A 22,633-nucleotide genomic window follows, 5' to 3' on the forward strand; every position below is an offset into this window, starting at 1 on the left:
GAACATCCTATGCATATTCCACCGCCATCTCCTCACCAAACGTACTGGAACAGGCTGATCCTTAATGCATTCTGGGTAGTACTGCTTGTCTATCTGGCCACTCAAATCACTATCTCCCTATCCATGCGCGGGGAACACCCTTACTATTCAAGTAATAGCTTCTTGATCCATAATGTACTGATTCCTGACATTATCCTCTTGAGTTTCTTGCTTACCCTGGAGGCCATTTATAAATGGCGTCCTCTGTTATCAGAACTTTCTATCATTATTGCCAGCCATTTGATCGCCCTGCTGATAATCATAAATACCAGTAACACATTCCATGTGAAGCCGCTGATCATGCTCATCCCTTTGCTGGTCTCTATGTTCTATTTAAAAAGCAGCTATTTAAAAGTCACGTCCACTCTTTGTCTAATGTACATGATCCTGCTGTTCCTTAATACATCTGCCGCTGACTATATCGTGCACATCCAGAATATTATTATTGCCCTGATCCTAACAGGGGCTGCTCTTGCAGGTTTCGGTATCATTGCCCGTGGGCATGAACTAATGCAATCTCTGGAGAACTCGCTTAAGTCGGAGCAGGAGCTGCGCATTCAGAATATCATTATGGACCGGCTGTCCAAGATTGATCCTTTGACAGATCTGTATAACCACAAAACCTTTCACGAATATCTCGGCTGGCTGATTGAGCACCAGCAGAGTAATCCGTTTCCGATGCAGCTGGCTATTCTGGATATCGATAATTTCAAAAAAGTGAATGATGAATATGGACACTGGGTCGGAGATATTGTGCTGAAACAGGTTGCCGCGACGGTCCTGAAGCATATAGGTGCAGATGATTTTGCCGCCCGATATGGCGGAGAAGAGTTTGCAGTGATTTTGACGGCCAAGAAGCTGGAGGATTCCCACAAGATCATGACGCAGATTCTGACAGCCATTGCCGAGATGCCCATTGCCGAAATGGAGGGCGCTTCGATCACCGTAAGCATCGGCATGCATGACTACACGGGCAAGGACTCCAAAAGCTCCACCTTCCAGCGGGCGGACGATGCACTGTACGAGGCTAAAAATTCAGGAAAGAACAAAGTTGTTGTTGCCTGAACACCACTGCTCATACATTCTAGATCTTTATAGTTTTCTTGCTTTGATTACAAAAGTTACAGGAAGCATCTTTGCTTTTTTGGCAAAATCACTATTGTCGTCCCGTGCCTGTATGATGTCATCATCCGACTCCTCAATCATTTGCTCTACTACAAATCCCGCTTTGGAGAGCGCATTGATGTAGGTTGATAGTTTGCGGTCCGATAAGGTTAGCGTACCTTCTTCAAGGGATACCGAATACCAGGATTCATCAAAGTAACATTTTTTAAATTCAAGCCTATTATTTTCTGCAGCAACACATTTGTGTATAGGATGAGACCAGCTGAAAATAAATGCGCCGTCTTTCTTCAGGTAAGAAGCGATCCGTTGGAAAGTACCCTCAAGGTCGGTGGTCCAGCCTATGGCATAAATCGAATACACGAAGTCAAAATAATCTTCCGGCAGTCCGCATTCTTCTTCCATAGGCGCACAGATCAATGTTGCTGAAAGACCACACGACGTCAATGTTGTGTGGTCTTTTCGATCTGTTTGTCTGATATATCCATACCCCATAGTTCAGAGGCTTGGCGGTCCCCCAGATACTGCAAGGATTGACCGCTTCCACAGCCGATCTCCAGTATCTTTTTTCCCGAGATCTCGCCAAAAAGCTGACATTTTTCTTCAGAGACAAATGCTCCATATAACGGAAGTGCAGTTGCCCCTAAGACTTCATTTCCTTTGGTATCCCAAAAGATGCTGTTTGTCTTATGTATAGATTCCTTGTCCATGTCGACCGCGATAGCGCTCCCAACCTCGCCAGCACCTATAATATTTGTTCTATAAGCAGTATTCTTGTCCATGCCGTTACCATCTCCCACTACCTAAAATATCTCACTGCGGTCTGTTATCCTTTCTTCATTCCTGAAGAAAAATAGCGGCAGGCCAAGGACCTTATTCGTCCAAGGCTGCCGCAATTTATATAGCTGGCTTGTCTAACCTTATTTTCTTTTTACTGCAGATATCCGGGTCCATGGCGTCTCTGAGGCTCCAGTAGCTCAATGACTTTGTGCTGCGGCACCGGACGGCTAATGAGATAACCCTGTACTTTGTCACAATCCGCTTCCTTCAGGAACGCCAGCTGGTCGGCATCCTCCACACCCTCAGCTACAACCTCCAGGCCCATTTTATGCCCGAGAATGATGATGGTCTGCACAAAGGATTGGCTGTAGCCCTTCTCCACCAGCGAGTCGATGAAGATTTTGTCCATTTTGAGTGTGGAGATCGGCAATTGCTGCAAATAGCTCAATGAAGAATAACCTGTTCCAAAGTCATCTAGAGCAATGCGGATCCCGCGCGATTTCAGGAATTCCAGCTTGCTAACTGTGTTTTCAAAAGATTCCATGAAGATCGACTCCGTAATTTCAAGCTCCAGACAGTTGGCTGCAAGGCCGCTTTCCCTCAGACTGTCCAGCACAATCTCCACAAAATCCTCCTGCAGCAGCTGAATAATAGATATGTTTACTGAAATTTTGTAGGGTAAGCCCGTCCGGTCATTTATGCTTTTCGTGAAATGGCAGGCCTCTTTAAGCACCCATTCCCCGATATAGATTATTAGTCTCGAATCTTCGGCAATTTTGATAAAGGATAGCGGGGATACAAAGCCCAAGACCGGACTGTTCCAGCGGATCAGCGCTTCAAAGCCCGAGATAAGACCTGTCCGGATATCCACCTGCGGCTGGTAATGCAGCTCAAATTCATTGTTAATCATCGCACTGCGCAGATGTTTCTCAATGTTCATCCGTTCATTGAACGGCATATGCATCGACTTGTCATAAACCACGAAGGTACTTTTCCCTTCCTCTTTGGCTCTATACATGGCAACGTCGGCACTCATCAGAATCTCTTCGGTAGTCTCACCGTCCTCCGGGTAGAAGGAAATCCCTATGCTCACGGAAACATACAAATTACTCTCTCCAATGAGAAATGACCTGCGGAAGGACCGAAGAATACGCTCTGCCAGTTCCAGAATCTCTGCGCGGTCCTCTGCATCTTGGATAAACACCACAAACTCATCACCGCCAAGCCGGGACAGCATATCCCCTTCGCGCACAACCGACTGCAACCGTTCACTGGCCTGACGAATCAGAATATCTCCGGATTTATGGCCCAGCGTATCATTGATATATTTGAAATTGTCCGTATCCACGAACAGTAACGCTGCCTTACCTTCAGGACGCTGGAAATAACGCTCCATGGTCTCCAGCAAAAGAATACGGTTAGGCAGATTACTGAGAGAATCCATATACGCCAAACGGTGCATATTCTTCTGATTCTCCAGCAGCATATCATATTGGCCTACAAGCTCATCCTTAGTAGCTGTCAGCTGCTCATAAGTAGCTTCAAGCTCCTGGTAACTGTTGCTCAGCTGGAATTCGGCCTGTTTCCGCTTGCTGATATCTATCAAGGAGCCCAGGAACATCCTAACTTTATCTTTGTGTTCTATAAAAGCCTTACCGCGCACTTCAAACCAGATGTAACGGTTATCCTTAGTACGCATCCGGTACTCCAGTTCATAGATAGGGGTCAATCCGGCCAAATGATCTTGCCGGGCTTTGTGTGCAGGCTCCTGATCATCGGGATGGATGATGCTGAGAGCACCGCCCTCATAGCTGTTGATCTCTCCTTCCGTGTAGCCCATGACCTCATACCAGCGCTCTGACATTCTATACATACCACTCTCGTAATCAAGCTCCCACATATACGCACCCGAGCCTTCTGAGGCGAGCCGGAACCGGCGTTCACTTACGCTAAGCTTGCTAAGTTGATCCTTCAACTCCTCCTCAGTCGCCGACAGCTCTTCGTAGGTAGCCTCCAGCACTTCATAACTGTGCTGCAGCTTGAGCTCGTTCTGCTTGCTCTCCTCAATATCCACCCCGACCAGCACGAATATATCCTCGGCCTGCGGGTCCATTCCCCGGATCAGTGTCGTCCGGAACGAGAAATATCGCGCTTCGCCTGAATGTTCCGGAAGCTTCAGTTCCACATTACTTACGTAATCCTTATGTACGGCTCTGATCAGAAGCTCTCTTAGCATTTCTGTCCCCCTACCCAGGCCAGAAATCTCATCGAGGCTCACATCCAGCACATCCTTCTCGCTAAGTCCGGTCATCGCAGCTGCATATTGATTGAACCGTACTACCCGCTTATCCGCATGCACTGCCCACACGATCATACCACTGTGTTCAATGACATCCCCGAAGAACTCCTGTTCGGAATGAATGGTCCGCCGGAGATGCCTGATATATACCCTGATCGCAACAATCCCCGTGATCAAGAGGAATATACCAATTAGCATTCCAGATATCATCCGGCTGCGAATCATCGATCTGTAGTGATCGGAATGGGTGAAAAAATATTGCTGATACAGCTCTTCAAAAGCCCCTGACCGCTCAAGCCGGTCCAACCGGCGGTTAATATAGGAGACGAGCTGCGGTTCCGACTTGCTGACGCCGTAAGCGACATCCAAGGGGTATAAACCATTTATTTTCCGGACTATATTGCTGGTCAAGCCCTGTTCAACGATTAAATAGTCGACCACTCCCTGATTCTCAAAAAGCAGGTCAATTTCACCTTTCTGCAGGGCTTCCAGCGCTTCTGGTACGGTTGCATATTCTATGTATTGTGAAACATCTGTCTCATTGCGCAGAATGGCCTCGGAATATTGATCCTTGCCGACGCCAACTATGTAATTCTTTAGAGTGTTCAGCTTAACTTTTTCTTGGAGCGTCTTGCGGGAATACACAGATATATAGCTTTTGAATACGGGCTTGGAGAAGAGGATCTCTTTCTTCCGTTGCTCGGTTATGGCCATAAGACCTGTGGTATCTATTTCTCCCCGCGTCAGCCGCTTATATGTATTTTCCCAATCGCCGGTACTATAATGAACCAGATACTCCTGCTTCTCAAATATCATACTCGTCAGGTTCATATCGAAGCCGGTCAGGTATCCGTTCTGCATATACTTGTAGGGCGGATAATCAAGTTCTGCCTGGTATCGTATTTCCTGTCTTTCGGCATGAGCGTATGCAGGGGGCGCAAGCATGAGCATAATGCTAATTAGAAGCAAGAATGTATACCGCTTCATCGCAATTCTCCTTTTTCCAGAATAGTAGAATATGTATGCTTCACGCCATCAGTTGTACCAAACTTTATTCGACAAAAAACGTTTTATTTCCTGCTGGCAGCTCCTGCAATTGCGAGAAATTATGCAAATCCTGCTGAATGCCAGCTCTATCAAAAAAAATGTAAATCCTTTATTTTTTATATTGCTTTTTAGGTAAAAAATGTGGATAATAGCAATAACGGTTGATAATGATTATCATTATTGAAATAAAGGAGACTGAACAACCATGAACGCAGCCACAACCCGGACGACACTTAAGGTTGACGATTATCTGGATCTGCTCAATCTTGCTGTAAAAGTTGGAGATTTGAAATGGCAAAAAGAAATCAAATCCCGATTACAATATATACTCTGTCTGCAAACCAGATAGCAGTTCTGCAGTTACGCCGTATTCCCCTTGAGGGAATACGGCTTTTTTGGTTCTTCGGATGCCGCATCTCAAGCAAGTGGGCGTAAGAGGTTTAATGATGTAGTATAATTATCAGCATAATATACAGTACACTAGACAACCTTCAGATCGGAGCGTGCCACTTTGAAAAAAATTTTTGTCTTATTCCTGATGTTAAGCCTCCTAGGGATGCCTAATATGTACGCGGCGGGAATTCCTGCACAGCAGGGTATGGTTACCGATAAAGCCGGTCTGCTCACCCGTCAGGAAGCGGCTGACATTGCAGCTATTGCTGAAGGTGACCTCTATACCCTTCGGGTGTTGACCGTGAATTCCCTGAACGGGGCCATGGCTTCCGCCTATGCCACAGACGTATACAACTCTTGGGACTTAAAGCCGCGGGATGTCCTCCTCCTTATCTCTGCCGAAGATCAGCAGGTTGAACTGAACTTCCTGAACCCCGGGCTTCAGGGATATATTGATTCCTGGGCGCAAGCGCACGGCGGAGCTGTGGGAACTGCAGCTATTTCAAAAATACTGGATACGTACTTCATTCCTTATGCACAGAAGGGCGATTTTGCCGGAGGCATCCGCTCCGTGATTAAGGAGCTCCATTCCTTAGCATCGGGACGTGAAGAGAGCAGCAGTTCAGGCGTTGGGCTGCTGAAGCTAGCCGCTATCGCCATTGGAGTTGTATTGCTTGCACTCGTGCTATATGTGCTGTTAACTGGTCTTCGCAGAAGAAGACAGCTTAGTAGCCAGCAGGAGCAGTTGGCAGACCTAATGGTACGAGCCAATCATGCCCTCGAATCCCTTCAGCCCTTCCAGGGTATCGTTCAGGGGAAGTCCGGAGAAATGGTTGAGGGAATCTCCAAGCGGCTGTCTGCCCAGCTGGTGGAAATCTCCGCATTGCAAAGCTCCGGCCAAGGCTCTTTGCCCCCGTTCTACCGTTTGAAGGCGCTCAAAGAAGCTAACTCAGCACTGCAGCAAACCGAAGCGGCCTTCCGTTCCGAGCTTGAAGAAGAAGAGAAGCGTATTGCTGTAATCAGTGATGCCGACCGCAACGTGAAACAGCAGATTACAGAGCTGAAGAAGGATGCGCCCGAATTGAGCGAGCATCTCCAGAGCGCAGTGAAGGAGACCGGCTATGCGCTGGAGGAAATCGCTGAGGATCTGCAGGAACTGGCAGAAGAAACCGCCAAAGCGGATGAACTGGAGCTATTCGACCCGATTGCGGCACAGGACATGACCGAGCAAGCCCAGAAACGGCAGGAACAGATTGAGCAGGATCTGCGGGATGTTGATATTTACGACGATAAACGAAATGAATTCCCTGGGGTCGTAGCAGCTGCGCGCAGCAAAATCGCCACACTAATCGAACAGAACTCTCTCCACAATATGAAGGTAAGACCTTATGACAGTCTGGACCAGGCCGCCGCAGCCGCAGCAACGCTTGAAGCGCCTCTGCGTCTTGGAGACATGGATGAGGTACGCAGAATTGCTGCCCAAATGGATGCTTTGCTTGGCGAAGCTGTCGCGATGACGGAACGGCAGGCAATGATCCGCAAGAATAACCTGAGAGATCTGGATACCATTCGCGGCCGCTGGAACGGGCTGTCTGAGCGCCGCAATGAGCTGCAGAGTCAGATCGCTGAAGCCCGGAGCCGATTCGCGGAGCATCATCTAAGCCCGCTTGAAGAAGCACTTGAGACAGCAGGAGCGCAGCTCCGGCAGGGTGCAGGTGAGGTACCGCAGATTGAAACCTGGACCAGCGACCAGCGGGGGGAATATGATAATGCCCGCAGCGGTCTGGATCGGCTGCTTCAGCTCCAGGAGGAGACTGTACAGAAATTCGATCAAATTGGCGGGAGTCTGAGCACATTGAATCAACGATTGTCTGAGATTACCCGGCTTATGTCTGAGGGGCAATCACAGGTAGATATGGCCCAGAGCCGGTTGCATAGCAAAGGAATCGTCTCCAGAAGCCGATTCGAGCTCTCTCTGCTGCCGGAGTATGCTGAACTGGAACAGCGGCTGGCTTCCCGTCCTTACAACCTTGATGAGCTGGAAGCGGCAGGACGCTCCTATGCTTCCCGGATCTCCTCTTTCGTAGAGGAAGCGAACCGGCTTGTACGACAGAAAGAAGAAGAGGAGCGTCTGGCACAACTGGCCATACTGCAGGAACAGCAGCGCCGGGAAGCAGCGCGCCGGCACTCATCCTCTTCGGGTGGCGGATTCGGCGGAGGCAACTCCTCCGGCGGCTCCTCATGGGGAGGCGGGGGAGGCAAATCCGGAGGGAACTCCTCCGGCGGCTCCAAATGGTAGAACACTAGCAGAATCGACAACACCTCCGCACGATTTCTGGGCGGAGGTGTTGTTTTTTTCCGGAATGCACTATATCAGTTGAATTTGTAAAATGAACAAGAGAAGTACGGCTGGAATTAAGGCTATCCTACTGCTGCCGTATCTCTGTGATAAAGTGCTCAAAAGCCGGAGATAGCCTGCGCCCATTACGGTAGATGAGCTGGATATAAAATTCATCTTGCTTCCCGCTCAGAGGTATTCCGCGTAATACACCGGAGAGCAGTTCCTCTTCAATGGCATAGCGTGGCAAGAAGGCTATCCCCCACTGATGCCGCACCGCCTGCTTGATGCCTTCAAGATTACCGAATTCCATGTCTATACGCGGAGCAACGCCTGCTGCCTTGAGCTCGTGCAGCAACTGCCTGCGGTATGTACAAGTATCCTCCGTCAGCACTAACGGCTCGTCAGCCAACAGGTTGGGAGAAACCTCTGTTTTCTCAGCAAGCGGATGCCCCGGATGGGTGACCACATATAGCGGCTCCTGGCGCAGCGGCAGAGCGGTAAGCTCATCAGACAAATACGCCACGTCAAAGATCAGTCCGAAATCGGCTGATTTATCTTTGACCGCCGTAATAATCCCTTCCTCCGAGCCGGGCTGAACACGAAGCTGCACCTCCGGATAGCGGATTCTATAGCGGTGAAGCCGATGCGGCAGGTAATACGCTGCAAGGGTCTCTATGGACGCGATGTTCAGTATGCCCCTGTCCCCGCCAGCTATCATGCCTTTAGCCTCTTCACTAAGCGCCAGCATTTGCCGGGCATACGGCAGAAGGTTATTCCCCGCAAATGTCGGGATCATTCCCCGTCCTGAACGCTCGAGCAGGACCGCCCCGTACATCTCCTCCAGCTTGGCAACTTGCGCTGTTACACTCGATTGGGCATAACCCAATTTCTCTGCTGCCCGCGTGTAACTGCCACTGGATACTACTTCACAAAAGGTCCGCAAATAGGTAAGTTCCATTGCATTTTTCTCCCGAACTATCGAAATTTTCGATACTTATTCTCGAATACTATAGATAACTGTAATTATAGAATCATTATACAATATAGCCAACCCTATAATCCCCAAGGAGGAATCTTTATGAACCTTACACCCAAATCACAGGTATTGGCTACACCAGCAGCCGAACCTGCAGCAGCACTGAACTATTTCACAGCCAAAAGCTCCTTTGAAACCGATGTGGCCGATGTGGCGTTTGATCTGCAAAAGGGCATCACTGGGTTTACGCTGGTGGATGTCCGCGACACCCGTTCCTATGAGGAAGCCCACCTGCCGGGAGCCGTGTCCTTGCCTTCGGGCCGCTTTGGCAGCAGCCCCCCTGAGTTCTCCGAAGGAGAAGTCCTGGTGCTCTATTGCTGGGGTCCTGCCTGTAACGGAGCCAGCAAAGCCGCCGCCAGACTGGCTGCCCAGGGCTACCTCGTGAAGGAAATGCTCGGAGGCATTGAGTACTGGCGCAAAGAAGGCGGGGCCCTGGAAGGCACGCTTAGGGAGAAAGCGCCGTTATACTATACGATGCAGGTATAGGCGCTCTATCCACCCTGATTGGCAGACAGCTATTTCCTGCGGAAATGGAAATGGCGTAACAACAAATAAGCCCGTCCTCCACGGTTAGGTGGAAGCGGGCTTATTGGGGGTTTAGACTTAGACTGATGCCCATAATGCGGCCGGTCAGTACTCTAGAGAGCCGATGACCATGAGGCTGAATCTCTCTTTATTAGTGCGTATCCTTAGGCTCATCGTGGTGCTCATCCAGAAACGGCTTATTCACATAATAATACATAACGCCCATCAGCACGCCTCCACCAATCAGATTCCCCAAAGTGACCGGAACCAGGTTGTGCACAACACCGCCCCAGGAGATCGTACCGGGATGATCCAGCACGAGTGCAATCGCAAACGTACACATATTGGCGATACTGTGCTCGTAGCCGGAAATGAAAAAGCAGAAGACGAACAGAACCATAGCGAACATTTTGGCTCCATCGCTTTTCATCGACATAGGGACAAAAAAGGCCAGACATACCAGCCAGTTACAAAGAATCGCCCGGAAGAATAATTGCATCGTTGGAGCTTCCATCTTATGAGCCACCACATTCAGCAGAAATCCGTTCACACTAGAATCATAGAACAACCCTGTCAAAAAAATCAGCAGCGCAAACGCCGTAGCCCCGAGTATATTACCGATGTAGCTGATGACCCACATCCGCACAACCTCAGTCCACTGCATTTTGCGTCTTAAGGCGGCATACGTGTAATAAAAGGTGTCTCCGGTGAACAGATCGCCTCCACCATAGGAGATCAGAATGATGGCCGCTCCAAACGTAATGGCAGCCATCGGATACGTCATCGGCGAATGCTCCATGTAGAAAAAGTTACCGGTTTTGAACGCTACGATGACGCCGAATCCAATGAACATGCTGGCCAGCATTGCTCTGGCGATATAACGGAGAATACTTTGCTTGTAAATCTTCTGTTTTTTCAGAGCCAATTTCTCAACTTGCAGCAGCGCCTCGTTCTCCATGTGACCTCCGCAGTAACTTCGTATTTTCAGCAATGTGAGGCTGATGGACAGCCTCCAGGTTATTATACCCAATAAACCGCTGGAAATTGCTTGAACCACGGATTATTTTAAAATTTATTTGAATTCAACGGAGAACCCTGCACTGCTGCTTTAATTGTCATCGCCCGGATCGTTCAACCTGACAATAGACTGTGCCTTTTCATTGCTGGCTACGACGATAAGCACCAGTATCAAACACCCCAGAATCATCCGCTTATCCCCACTTCCTCCGTATGCCGCCTCAGTGACAACTTATGTGGAGGAGAAGGGGAATATGATTGAATACCAAAAAGCCCACTGATTACTCAGCAGTCTCTCGCTATAAATACATTCCTCTTAATTACAAGGATCTCAGTTCAAAAAGCTGCTAAGCTGACTGTCCGTACCCGCCTGCTTCAAGGCCTGCGGCTGTGCCCCCTCATTCAAACCGAGGCGGTTGTTCAGCTGCGTATTGATGGTTGTCATTTTGGATGTATAGTCCTGACAGCTCTCAATGATCCGGCGGTTGGATTGTTCAGAGGTATCCAGAGCGCTCAGCAGATCGCCAATAGCCTGATTAACAGCTTCGAGCGACATAGAAGGCTTGGAGAGCAGTTCTGTCGTTTTCTCCGTAGTGGTGCGCAGCAGACGCGCATTCTCCTTGAATTGATCCTCTATCGTCTTATTCGTAGCTTCTACTGCAGAGATGACATTCTCCTGATCGGCCAGGGACATGGCTATCATCGCCGACACTGTGATCAGATTTGAGGTCTTATCAATCGCGTTGTTTACAGAATCGATCAGCTTATCGTTGTTATCGTTGATGATATCGGTAGCAGCAATCGCCTGGTTGTAGAGGAGAATCATTTCGGTCATGGATTGGATACGGACCATAACCTTGCGCAGCCCGCGTTCCAGATACGCCTTGCGGAACTCATTTTCGGGCTTGGCGATTTCAACCTCGAACAGTTCCTTCAGTTTGTTACCGAAGGCGATTTTGGTCTGCAGATTATAGATTTCCTCCATAGAGGTACGTTTGAGCTGGCGCATATTGACGATGCTCTCTTCGAGCGTATCGCGTCCGTCACGTAACCCGGTTACGATCGCGTCAATATTCGTGCGGACGGACTGATACTTGTATACGTAATTTTTGAGCGGGCTCTTGCGGAGCATTTTGCCAAAAAAGCTGACGTTCTTGCTCTGCTGGAGTGTCTCACACTCATTGCGCAGCTTCATAATCATATTCGGCACTTCTACCCGTTTGCCGGACATCAGATCATTCACCGGGCGGTCCAGCAGCTTCAGAGTCTGCCCGGCCTTCTCCTGTGTCTTCACTCCCAGCTTGCCGATATCATCCATCAAGGAATCCAGGGCAACGGTGTCTGTCTTGGCGACCTTCTCAATCAGTTGCGAAGCTTCTTCTACAACCTTCTGTTCATCTTCTTTTTTGAGCTCAATCAACTGCGTGGACATGGGCTTCCCTCCTCCTATAATTCGGAACTGCTATAACGCTGATGAATCAGTTCCGCCTTGGTCTGAAGTTCCATCAGGTCTTTATGCTCGATCGTTGAGGCGATATCCGAAATCTTGGTATCAACATCACGCAGACCGTTCAGCAGCATTCTCCGGTTTCTTGTCTTGGCTTCACCGCCCAGGCGCAGAAACGGATTGATCACACCATTGAGGTCTTTCAGCACCAGTCTGCGGACGGTATGATTAATCTCCCCATTGCCCAGCTCCTGCAGCAAAGGAATGATTCGCTGCAGCCTGGCAAAGAGCGCCAGTGACTTCTCGACAATCTCATTGTCGAGCGTATCCTTCTGCCCTTCAGAAATAATCATATCCTCCAAAATGCTCAGATACTCGACCACTGGAGCGAATTCCGCCCCAATCTGAATCCCGGCTCTCTCCCGTCCGGCAAAAGCTTGTCCCTCTGCAGCCGCAGACCCGCTTGAAGCGCTGGCTGCCTCATGGCTGCGGACTGCAGGTGAAGGGGCGGTCGCTTCTTCCCCATCCCGCTGTCCGGCGGGAAGGACCTCTGCCGGCAAGTTAATCCGCTGCCTGCCGCCCATAATCGCTACTCCTGCACCGGCTACCGGCAGCAGCAGAGAGATCATCTCAGGTACAAAAGCACTTGTCAGCAAGGCAACAACATAGCCTGCTCCACCGTACAATAATACTTTCTTTTGCATTTGCATTGTTCTCACCTCTTGTGAGCAGGCTTATGAACTGCCGCTCTAGTTCACGGCATCCGTGATAACGGATTCACCGTTTATTCTCATGATCAGCGGCTGCTCCACATGGCTGGCCAGCACATTACCGGCGAATCCTGCTGGCTGAACCTCACCGCCCAGTGCGCTCTTGACCGCCAGGTACGGAAAATTAATTCCTGACAGACAGGAGATATGCAGCCCGCCGGACATCCGGGGATTAATCTCAAGCAGCTTGGGGGTCGTGCCGCTATACTTCATTTGGATATTGAAATTGTAGGGAATCCGGTAAGCCTCGGCTACCCGTGAAGCTATTTGCTCCAGCTCAGGAATATGCTCCATCAGTCGCAAGCGCCCGCCAGCCTTACGGCGCGGCACCGCTGCCAGCAGTCTGCCATTCTCGTCGGCCAGGCAGTCAATGCTGTACTCCAAACCTTCAAGAAGCTCCATCACCATCAGATTCGGAAAAGAATCCGCACTGGAGAGTATCCGGTGCGCATCCTCAAATGATATGTATGGCGTAACATGGCCAAAAAGCTCCTCCAAAGGATCGCGGGTATTGTCAATGATACGGAAGCCAAGCCCGCCTTCGGTTTCGGTCGGTTTGAAGCACACCCGATACCCTTTGCCTACAAGATCTTCATAAGCAACCTGGAACTGCTCTGCTGTGCTGACCACGTGGTAATGCGGGATCGTCATAATACCCGTCTCTTGGACACTTTCATAGAATTTGCCCTTGTCCATAATTCTCTCCAGCAGGTCCAGATCACGGCACACAAGCACTTTTGTGCCTATGGCATCGAACATAGAGGCGTGCAAGGCGATATCCAGCATGTGCAGCCGCGGAATAAAAATATCAATCTCATTACTGCGGCAGAAATCTACACAGAACTGCACATATTCGATCCCTTCCAGCTCCGGTTCCGTTCCGGCAACATCAGCGCCTTGCAGCGACATATGCCGGATGTCGGGGTGGGTAGCGAAGATTTGAACAGGGATGCCGTCCTCATTGTTGCGGATGAGGTTCATATAATGAAAAGCCACAGAAAACCACCGATTAAAATAAATATTTACCTTTTTCATTGTGGCCCAACTCCTAGTGCTGTCAAATTATTGTACAGCCTCTGTACATATTCCATAATCTCATCCCCGGCAAATACACCGGCCTTCTTCGTAAAAGGATAATCTAAGTTTACTAGACCTGCCTGCTGCTCGGCAAATATTTCTCCGTGGCATGGGGCTATAGCGTAATCGGCGCTTGCAAGCAGGCTTTTGTCCAGCAGGGAATCGCCAGAAGCGACCATTGGCTCAGAATGAACGGTACGCCGCACATGGAGGATAGCATCGCTTTTGTTGACTGCCCAGGGGACTACGTACAGCTTGCGGCCCTGAAGCGAGACCTTCCAGCCCATTTCATCCAAATGTTCCGCCATTCTTGTAATTTCATCAAGCGGCAGCAAATCACGATGAACAACGAATGTGTAGAACAGCTCATCGCAATACCGCTCACTGATAATCCATTCTGCCCGAACCACAGACCGTACAAGCTTCCGGGCTTCCTCAGCGGACGCTGACCCCTGTTCTACCAGCCTGCCTAGAGCTGTCCGCCAGTCTTGATCCACTACCCCGTTCACCAGAATGTTTCCGCCATTGCTGGTTATTGCATAATCCGGAATGACCGTATCCTGGAACAGGTTAATCCGCCTGTACTGCGCCAGAGTCCGTGTGGTTACCGGCATAAATATAATATGGGCTGTAAGCTCCTTAAGCAGCTCTAGTGCATGCTGCGAAATATAAGATGCCGTTCTCCCGTCGATTACCTCGGCCGGAACAAGCCCCGGTGAAGCCTCAGAAACGCCTAATGCACTAGGGGAGTAGATCAAAGTTCGGTCCAGATCGCTGGCGTAGATCATTCGCTCTCCCCTTTCAGGGGCTTGATAATCCCGCAGCAGGAATAGGTAAGGCCGGGGAACACCTCAACTTGAACACCGCGGTCCTCCGCCAGCAGCAGGATATGGCGCAGATTCGGATTGTCCATAGTATCGACAAGAATTTTCCACGGTACTCTGCGCAGCAGTACACGGGTGGTCTCGCCGACCCCGGGCTTCACCAGATTAATGTCCGCTATACCGAACGTTTCCTGAATGCTCTGAATGTCACGCAGCCCCTGCCATGTAATCTCAGGAGGAGAAGCCAGCATGCCTGCAGCAACGGCCCGTGCTTCCTCGATTACAGAAGGGTAATACGGTGTAATCGCCTCAACGAACACATTCGAGAGGTCCGTCTCCAGCCATTCCTTATAAAACTTTGCACCATGGAATTCCTCTGGTCCAATAAGGTCGTCCCGCAGAACAGTGCGGCTCATAAGGCCTGACACCGTAGAGTTCAGACACGCGCTCGGAACCAGATAATCCTCCCGCGTCCCAAAAGTACCCGAACAATGCCCCGGATCGGCAAGTACTGCCAGATCATCACTAAGAAGAATTCCATATTTCTGGTACATGCTGCTGCAGGCCTCTATCAATACCCGGCGGATGGCGCCTTTGCCAGTCCAGCCGTCAATGAATTGCAGCTTGGCATCCGTTCCGTGCTGCTGCAGTATATAGAGGATGGCATTCTCGTCAATACCTTTGCCCCGGATAATCGAAATGCTGTAATGAGGCAGGTTCACTCCGTAACGCTCAGCGATATAGCGTTTAATCAGCACTCCAATAGGAGTACCCGCTCTCGCCAGTGACACCAGCACCGTACCCTCAGTCCCCCGCTGGGCTACAATCATTTCGGAGACCACTGCGACCGCCCGTGCCACCTTCTCTGCCGATTGCTGAAGTGTCTCATGGAACAGTTCAATATACTGGGCTGTCGGCTGATATTCAACCGGGAGCATTTCTGAATAATGCACACCGGACTGGATCGCCTCTTCCCGTTCAGCAGTCGCACGCTCCAATGACACATCGCTGAGATCCTTAAGCAGGAACGTAACATCGGCCGGGGAATAACTGCCCAGCGGTACAGGAGATGCTATTCTTTTATTCATGATCTCATCAAGTTCTGTTCCCTTCATCCAATCAGACCTCCCTCTTCCGTATCCGGGGCAAGTATGACCAGATGCACCTTGTTCCCTGCCAGCCGCTTCAGAATATCCGTCATCGGTTCAATCCTCCGGAGCGGCACGTCACGCTCAAGCAGCACAAAAATATCATCATACTGGCCCGGGTCCACATTATAGATATAATTCGAAATTCCAGGATCGCCTGCTGAAGGATACGCTGCTGCGCTGTGTACACCATAGTCCGGACGCCGGTCGGGATGAATCGGGCTGCGGGTAGAAGATTGATACTTCACCCCTTCACCCATCTCGGCCGCAATTCTCATGGGCAGATACATGAACTCGCCAACGCCAAGCACAAGCGCAGTTGCTCCTTCACGAAGAGCTCGAAGCTGTGATGCTACCCGTGAAGCCCCTTGGTCCAGTTGTCTGTTATCCCGGGACTCCAATCCAAAACGGCCACTCTGTCTCAGATAGGGTGAAGCATTGATTTCTCCTAAAGAATCCGTGGAGGCCACGTTCAACCGTTCGAGACCATCCTGCACATACGTGAGGATCACCGGAGCCTCAGCGGTAGCGGAAGGATGAAGTCCGGAATCCACCAGGTCGAGCTCAGGTGTGCCTGTTACTTCAATCGTTCCCTGCAGCAAACTTAAGGCCCGAATACGGATGCCCAGTTCCTGTTCCAGATTACGGTAAGCCTGAATATTGGAGTCGCTGCGCCAATCCAGCAGTGAAGCAACTACATACTCCTTACGCGGAAACTTGGACTGGATATCACGAATGGTATTAATCGCTGTATTGCCTGTAGTAATTTCATCGTCCACCAGCACAATCGGTTCTTCCCCGGACAGCAGCTCAGGATTCAAGGCATAACATAAATGATCAACCGCGTGAGAATGCTCTTCCTCAAAGCTGACTACCGATACAAGCTCCGGAATAGCTTCACGGGTAGTATGAATATATGAGGCACCTGCAGCAAACATGTTGTACATGCTATGACCCAGGGCCGTAGCCGTCTCCGCAAAGCCGATGAACAAAACACGCTCAGGAAGAACCAGCCGGGCTTCGAGCAGATCAACATAAGCCTCTTCCGCATGCTCCGGATGAATCAGGCCTTGAACCGCTTGATTCAGAAGTTTGTCCATCACCAAGTTATCCGCAGCTTCTCCGCTCATCTCCCGGTAGAGCAGCAGCGCCAGCGCAGCTCCGCTGAGCAGCGGAGTATATGGATTCACAGGAATGTGCTTACCAAGCACCTTGCTGACAAAGAGGAACGAACGTTTTTTATTGATGCGGGCTGCCATGGAGAATAAGGTGGCAACCGGCATATGAAAAGGATTGGAGGTCTCAGTTACCTTGACCTGCAGGTTCTTGACGATATTAAACGTGTGTGTATTCGTTCTCGGGCAGTAGTCCGACAAAATGCTGTTGTTCATGTAACACCCCGTATATTTGAGATCGTAGTAAGATACGTTTTGCCCAGTTCAAATGCGGCTTAATTTCATTCATCTTGTTGTAGTATTCGCTTTTGAACACACCACGGCTTCCATCATTGCTCTCCACAATACTCAAGGCGTCCACATATTCCTCGTGCATGACGGTATACATAGCCTGTACAGGTCTAAGGTGGGAGGGGTGAATGATCGTTTTGCCGACAATTCCGTTCTCCTTATCCAAAAGCACTTCACGGATAAGCCCATCTACTGACCTGCTAATATAAGATTCACGAATTTCGCGGCCCTGTTTACCATAGGTGTCTTCAAAGGGGGTCTGTCTAAGCTGGGGACGCAGTACCCGGTGTTCCTTACTCCCAAAATATTCCCATACAGGTCCCGAGATAACATACCCTTCCTCCACCCGGCCGAACACATTGATAATATCCGAGATGCAGTCGCGGATCGGTGTCAGATCGTAAATACTGATATCGGGACTACGCCGCAGCCCGAACAGGCTGGAGAAGTCAGTCGCCCCAATGCGCACATTCAGCACATAATCACGGTATTCTCCCAGTAAAGCGCGGATGCCGAGCAGGGTGTCCAGCCGGCTTTCCCGGTAAATAATCGGTGCACTCTCCAGAATCGGCATTCCGTACAGCACAGGCGCCGAATAACTGCGGGAGCTGTTATAATCAGCAATGGCTTCGAAATATTCCACACCGTTCTCCAAGGTAAACTTCGGGAAAACAAAGCCGGTCAGCAGGGTAATCAAGCTCCCCAGCCGGAAAATCAGCTGCTGCAGCTGCTCCGGATTACGTACACGGATGAACAGCAGCGGAAGACTGTTCCGTAGATCGGGCTCATTGTCGGCATACGCAGACAGGAAAGCAAGATGTCTAACCACAGACTCCTCGGCAAAATCAACCTCACCGTCGCCAATCGCATCTTCCAGATCCATAATTACTGTCACCAAGCCCGAAGCCTTGAGCTTCAAAATATCTTCAGCGACACTGGAGCGGGTTGCCGGCATATACAGAGCAGCTCCAACAGCATTAGCCAATAGCTCCTTGGGTGTACTGGAGTCAAACGAAACAGGCGGAGAATAGAATAAGGACGTTTCTTGCTCTTTGGTCAGATAATCGAAGTATCTCAAGGCCTTTCCCCCTTATCGGTTCACGAAAAACCGCTATACAACAAATAAACCTCTCCTTATAAAGAGCAGTAGAACCGGCTGTGCCGTCCTCTCGGGGACGGCATCCGGCTTTCTCAAATACAAGCAAAGGGTCAAGCTATAACCTATACGATTACCCGGCAGATGAGGGAGGCGGACCTTCCCTGTGCAACCCCCACCCCATATAAAACACTTTCGTTCTTCTTTTGCTTCCACATGCTTAAGCCTTGCGGTTGGCTTCTCTTTTCTTCTTGCCGGAGCTGTATAAGATCGTTCCCACAAACACTGCGATCAGGATGGTGAAGAACACCACATGTGGCATTTCATAGCCAAGAGCTCCCGCCAGCATCTTGCCGGCAATAATAGCAATGAGCAGAAACGCGGTTTGCTCCAGTTCAGGGAATCTTGCAATCAGCTTCAGGAACAGCTGCGCCACTCCACGCATCATCAACACGCCGAGGATACCACCCAGGAAGAGCACCCAGACTTTATTGCTAAGACCAAATGCAGCAATGACACTATCAATACTGAAGGCAATATCCATTAACTCAACCAGGAGTACAGTCTTCCAGAAAGAGGTGCCTCTGTTCTTCGTCTCGCCCTCCTCGCCACCGCCTTTAAACAATCCTTTGTAGGCAATATAGAAGAGGTACAGCGCACCTGCAACCTTAACCTCCCAGAATCCAATCAGATAGGTTCCGAGGCCAATGGCCAGGAATCTGAATAAATAAGCCCCAAGAATCCCGTAGAACAATGCCTTCTTCTGCTGCTCTTTCGGTAAATGCTTGACCATAACCGCAAGCACGAGCGCATTATCTGCGGAGAGCAGACCTTCCAGCAGCACCAGACTCCCAATGATCCCCCAGCTTACAGGGTCAGAGAGCGTGCCTACAATATCGCTCCATGAGAAGAAATGCCCATAGTTATCACTAATACTCCTAAAAAAATCGCTGAACCAGTCCATTCCAATATGCCTCCGGTAAAATAGTTTATTTGCTGCCTGCTACCCACTGCAGCCCCCATCCATACGCCTGGTCCATCTCACGATGTCCGCTGAAGTATTGTACGAGTCTTTCAATACTGAACGTTTCATTTCCCACATTCTGAATCATCGCTATGGCGCACATTCCCTTATGGTTGTTATGCTCGTCCAAATTCACGACAATGTCCGGACCTCCAACCTGGGTGATGGTAACCACACCATCTGCCTCAGACCAATGGGTAACCCCTTTGTAGATAAAAGCGAATATCAAGACCCGCTTGATCTCCGCAACCTTACCTCCGTTTATACGCAAGTTCTCTCCTGAGGTTACAGAACCTGTCCGGTCGTCCCCATCCAGCATGATGAAGGGAGGCTGCTGAAGATGTCCAAAAGCATTGCCAAGCGCCTGAACAACACCCTTCCGGCCATCCTTCAGTTCATAAAGACAAGCTAGATCCAGATCCACACCGCCCTTGCGGCTGAACAGCCCGCCGCCCTGTTTCTGATTCCAGTTGAGGTTGACCAGAATCTCCCCAAGACCAGAGGCTGATTTCTTCAAGTTGATGGAATCACCCTTTTTCTTCAGCTCAATCTTCTTCAGATTGAGATTCAGCGGCGGAGATGCGACAGGGGGCTGGGGAACCGGGATCTCCGGCACTGGCGGCACGGGCACCTTTTCCGCGACTGGTGTAGAGGAAGCCGGCGGCGGTTCCTCAGATACCTCAATACCATAGTTGCTGCAAAGCGCCGGCAATCCTCCGTCAAAGCCCGCCACAACAGCGCTGAATTTCCATTCACCGCTGTATCTATATAATTCTCCTACCACAACAGCCGTTTCTACGGAGAAATGATTTCCAAGATTACATCGCAGGATTTCCGCACCTGTCGTCCGGTTCAGAATCCGGCAATGCGCTTCACTCATTTGCCCGAACATCTGCTTGCGGTTCTCGCCGTCATAGAGTGTAAGCGTAAATGCGATTTTCATAATGCCTTGTGGAATCTTGCCAAGCTCAACCTCGAACTGCTTGCAGCCCCCTGCAGCCTGACCGGGCACGTCCTTATAGCGGATATAAGAGGTGGACGAATTATTGTAGAAGATAAGATCATCGTCCCCGCGCACCTTGCCCTGAGCATCCAAGAGGAATGCGGAAGCGTCAATTTCCATTGAAGAAGGGGCTTGCCATACAATCTCTACTACCATTTGATCCAGTCCCGGGTTGCCTTTGGTCAGATCTGCTTTCTGCCCTTTCACTACTTGAGTACTCATTCTTACGCCACCTTTATGAATGGAGAAGAGTATAAAAAGGGCAGGATCGTTAATGATCCCGCCTTTGAAGCTTCTATTGCGCGTCCAGTCCGTAGTTCCTGCACAAGGCACTAAGGCCGCCGGCAAAACCGCTTCCCACCGCCTGGAACTTCCAATCCGCGCCATGGCGGTAGAATTCGCAGAACACAACGGCAGTTTCTGTTGAGAAATCCTCGCCCAGATCAAACCGCAGAATCTCACGGTCACTGGAGGCATCCACGACACGCACAAATGCGTTGGATACTTGTCCAAAGTTCTGGAACCTTGCTTCATAATCATAAATCGTTACCGTAATCCCGATACGTTCAATGTTGGCAGGAACCTTGCTGAAATCAACCAGGATCTGCTCGTCATCCCCATCGCCTTCCCCTGTACGGTTATCTCCCGTATGGGTTACAGAGCCAGCACCACCGGATGGATTGTTGTAAAAAACAAAATCATCCTCGCCTTTGGCTTTGCCGTCCTCATGGAGCAAAAAGGCTGAAGCATCCAAGTCAAAATCCTTGCCGCCGCTATACTTGTTCGTATCCCAGCCGAGTCCCACAACTACCTTCGTCAGACCCGGATTCGTCTTGGTAAGATCTATCCGCTGTCCTTTGGAAAGACTGATCGTCACTGGCAATAACCTTCTTTCGTGAATAATATCTTTTACGGAGGCAGGATTTTATTGCAGTCCGTAATCTCGGGTCAAGCCGGCAAGACCATCCTTGTAGCCGCTACCGATCGCATTGAACTTCCACTCTGCACCGTTGCGGTACAATTCGCCTACCACTACACCTGTTTCAACAGAGAAGTCTTCTCCCAGGTCAAAGCGGATCAATTCTTCGCTGTTGGCATCATTTACGATACGCACATAGGACCGGGATACTTGTCCGAAATTCTGGCTTCTGGCTTCCGCTTCATAAATAGTAATGGTAAATGCCACTTTATCTACATCTGCCGGAATGTTCAGCAGGTCCACTTGAATTTGCTCATCGTCTCCGTCACCTTCACCTGTGCGGTTATCGCCGGTGTGTACAACGGAAGCATTCTCGTTCTGTTTGTTATTGAAGAAGATGAAGTTAGTCTCTTTATCTACTTTACCATTGGCATTCGTCAAAAAGACGGAAACGTCCAAGTCGAAATCTTTACCGCCGTCGTATTTATTGGTATCCCAGCCGAGGCCGACTGTGATTTTGGACAATCCCGGGTTTGTTTTGGTCAGATCGATCTTTTGACCTTTGGATAAATTAATCGCCATGAATAGAAACCTCTTTTCTTATATTGGAATTAGATGTAACGTTCAGCCAATTGGTTGATATGTGCTGCGTGTGCTCCCTCGCCGATAGCTGCGAATTTCCACTCTTCGCCATACCGGTAGAGTTCTCCGCAGATCAGTGCTGTAAAACCTGTGTAATTGTCTGTCAAGTTGAACTTGATCAGTTCGGCATTGCCTGTGGCATTAATAACCCGGATATACGCCGATTTAATCATTCCGAAATCCTGCTTGCGGTTCACGGCATCATAGATGTTGACTACGACCAGAACCTTGTGCACATCGGCAGGAATTGCCTTCAGGTTCACGTTGATCTGCTCGTCGTCTCCGTCACCCTCACCTGTCAGGTTATCCCCGGAGTGAACAACGGAGCTGTTCGGATTCTGCTTGTTGTGGAAGCAGACCAGATTCAGCTTGTTAGTCAGCTTGCCATTCTCGTTCAGGAGCAGTGCTGAGGCATCACAGTCTACATTCGCCTGCTTCTTGACGCCGAAGAAACCGCGTGCCGGCTCAGCCGGGTCCCAGCCCAGTCCAACGATCACACCGGACAGTCCGGCATTTCCTTTTGTTAAATCAATCTTCTGACCTTTTACTAGATTAATACCAGCCAAATTAACGTACCTCCGTTTCGGAAAGAATCACAGCTGTAAGTCTCACTTGTGG

The 22,633-nt window shown here is 49.8% G+C and carries 19 protein-coding genes and 1 pseudogene; 4 read left to right on the forward strand and 16 right to left on the reverse strand.

Annotation, left to right across the window (positions count from 1 at the left end):
* The first annotated feature begins 9 nt into the window (after positions 1–9).
* The gene (locus tag AC0MA3_RS21400; RefSeq protein ID WP_474657682.1) at positions 10–1,104 is read left to right on the forward strand and encodes a GGDEF domain-containing protein; all 1,095 of its coding nucleotides are present in this window, start codon (positions 10–12) and stop codon (positions 1,102–1,104) included.
* 27 nt (positions 1,105–1,131) lie between these two features.
* Here AC0MA3_RS21400 and AC0MA3_RS21405 read toward each other — a convergent pair.
* Together AC0MA3_RS21405 and AC0MA3_RS21410 are read right to left on the reverse strand one after the other, a co-directional pair.
* A pseudogene (locus tag AC0MA3_RS21405) lies at positions 1,132–1,943 on the reverse strand (class I SAM-dependent methyltransferase).
* 149 nt (positions 1,944–2,092) lie between these two features.
* Entirely contained in the window at positions 2,093–5,227 is a 3,135-nt protein-coding gene (locus AC0MA3_RS21410) for an EAL domain-containing protein (protein WP_474657683.1), read from the reverse strand.
* Positions 5,228–5,492: 265 nt separating this feature from the next.
* Here AC0MA3_RS21410 and AC0MA3_RS21415 point away from each other — a divergent pair, with 265 nt between their 5' ends.
* Both AC0MA3_RS21415 and AC0MA3_RS21420 read left to right on the forward strand, forming a co-directional pair.
* Positions 5,493–5,636 (forward strand): hypothetical protein, encoded by a 144-nt coding sequence (locus AC0MA3_RS21415; protein ID WP_178382584.1) that lies wholly within the window; start codon positions 5,493–5,495, stop codon positions 5,634–5,636.
* A gap of 216 nt (positions 5,637–5,852) precedes the next feature.
* Positions 5,853–7,979 carry a TPM domain-containing protein gene (locus AC0MA3_RS21420; protein ID WP_474657684.1) on the forward strand — a complete coding sequence of 709 codons (2,127 nt, stop codon included), beginning with the start codon at positions 5,853–5,855 and terminating at the stop codon, positions 7,977–7,979.
* Between the two features lie 127 nt (positions 7,980–8,106).
* Here AC0MA3_RS21420 and AC0MA3_RS21425 read toward each other — a convergent pair whose 3' ends face one another.
* The gene (locus tag AC0MA3_RS21425; RefSeq protein ID WP_474657685.1) at positions 8,107–8,979 is read right to left on the reverse strand and encodes a LysR family transcriptional regulator; all 873 of its coding nucleotides are present in this window, start codon (positions 8,977–8,979) and stop codon (positions 8,107–8,109) included.
* A gap of 120 nt (positions 8,980–9,099) precedes the next feature.
* Here AC0MA3_RS21425 and AC0MA3_RS21430 point away from each other — a divergent pair, with 120 nt between their 5' ends.
* Positions 9,100–9,543, forward strand: coding sequence for a rhodanese-like domain-containing protein (locus AC0MA3_RS21430; RefSeq protein ID WP_474657686.1), 444 nt, complete (start codon positions 9,100–9,102; stop codon positions 9,541–9,543).
* A 190-nt stretch (positions 9,544–9,733) separates the two neighbouring features.
* Here AC0MA3_RS21430 and AC0MA3_RS21435 read toward each other — a convergent pair whose 3' ends face one another.
* The 13 genes from AC0MA3_RS21435 to AC0MA3_RS21495 all read right to left on the reverse strand — a co-directional run bounded on the left by AC0MA3_RS21435 (position 9,734) and on the right by AC0MA3_RS21495 (position 22,581).
* Positions 9,734–10,540 (reverse strand): formate/nitrite transporter family protein, encoded by an 807-nt coding sequence (locus AC0MA3_RS21435; protein WP_379158747.1) that lies wholly within the window; start codon positions 10,538–10,540, stop codon positions 9,734–9,736.
* 390 nt (positions 10,541–10,930) lie between these two features.
* Positions 10,931–12,031: a toxic anion resistance protein gene (locus AC0MA3_RS21440; protein ID WP_379158057.1), complete on the reverse strand. Its 1,101-nt coding sequence runs from the start codon at positions 12,029–12,031 to the stop codon at positions 10,931–10,933.
* Positions 12,032–12,045: 14 nt separating this feature from the next.
* On the reverse strand, positions 12,046–12,756 hold the full coding sequence (locus AC0MA3_RS21445; RefSeq protein ID WP_474657687.1) for a hypothetical protein: 711 nt from the start codon (positions 12,754–12,756) through the stop codon (positions 12,046–12,048).
* A gap of 39 nt (positions 12,757–12,795) precedes the next feature.
* Complete coding sequence (locus tag AC0MA3_RS21450; RefSeq protein WP_474657688.1) at positions 12,796–13,851, reverse strand: ATP-grasp domain-containing protein; 1,056 nt, start codon at positions 13,849–13,851, stop codon at positions 12,796–12,798.
* Complete coding sequence (locus AC0MA3_RS21455) at positions 13,848–14,681, reverse strand: HAD family hydrolase (protein WP_474657689.1); 834 nt, start codon at positions 14,679–14,681, stop codon at positions 13,848–13,850. Before AC0MA3_RS21455 ends, AC0MA3_RS21450 begins: the two co-directional genes overlap by 4 nt.
* A complete protein-coding gene (locus AC0MA3_RS21460) occupies positions 14,678–15,832 on the reverse strand; it encodes a cysteine protease StiP family protein (protein WP_474657690.1) in 1,155 nt (384 codons plus the stop codon). The genes AC0MA3_RS21455 and AC0MA3_RS21460 overlap by 4 nt, the downstream gene beginning before the upstream one ends.
* Positions 15,829–17,124 carry a phosphoribosyltransferase family protein gene (locus tag AC0MA3_RS21465; RefSeq protein WP_474657725.1) on the reverse strand — a complete coding sequence of 432 codons (1,296 nt, stop codon included), beginning with the start codon at positions 17,122–17,124 and terminating at the stop codon, positions 15,829–15,831. Before AC0MA3_RS21465 ends, AC0MA3_RS21460 begins: the two co-directional genes overlap by 4 nt.
* Positions 17,125–17,200: 76 nt before the next feature.
* A complete protein-coding gene (locus AC0MA3_RS21470) occupies positions 17,201–18,409 on the reverse strand; it encodes an HpcH/HpaI aldolase/citrate lyase family protein (RefSeq protein WP_474657691.1) in 1,209 nt (402 codons plus the stop codon).
* A 238-nt stretch (positions 18,410–18,647) separates the two neighbouring features.
* On the reverse strand, positions 18,648–19,391 hold the full coding sequence (locus AC0MA3_RS21475) for a TerC family protein (protein ID WP_474657692.1): 744 nt from the start codon (positions 19,389–19,391) through the stop codon (positions 18,648–18,650).
* Between the two features lie 25 nt (positions 19,392–19,416).
* Entirely contained in the window at positions 19,417–20,676 is a 1,260-nt protein-coding gene (locus AC0MA3_RS21480) for a TerD family protein (RefSeq protein ID WP_474657693.1), read from the reverse strand.
* Between the two features lie 73 nt (positions 20,677–20,749).
* Positions 20,750–21,331, reverse strand: coding sequence for a TerD family protein (locus AC0MA3_RS21485; RefSeq protein WP_474657694.1), 582 nt, complete (start codon positions 21,329–21,331; stop codon positions 20,750–20,752).
* Between the two features lie 48 nt (positions 21,332–21,379).
* Entirely contained in the window at positions 21,380–21,955 is a 576-nt protein-coding gene (locus tag AC0MA3_RS21490) for a TerD family protein (protein ID WP_474657695.1), read from the reverse strand.
* A 29-nt stretch (positions 21,956–21,984) separates the two neighbouring features.
* A complete protein-coding gene (locus AC0MA3_RS21495) occupies positions 21,985–22,581 on the reverse strand; it encodes a TerD family protein (RefSeq protein WP_379158028.1) in 597 nt (198 codons plus the stop codon).
* Positions 22,582–22,633: the final 52 nt, after the last annotated feature.

The sequence above is a fragment of the Paenibacillus sp. LS-5 genome (assembly GCF_056121505.1).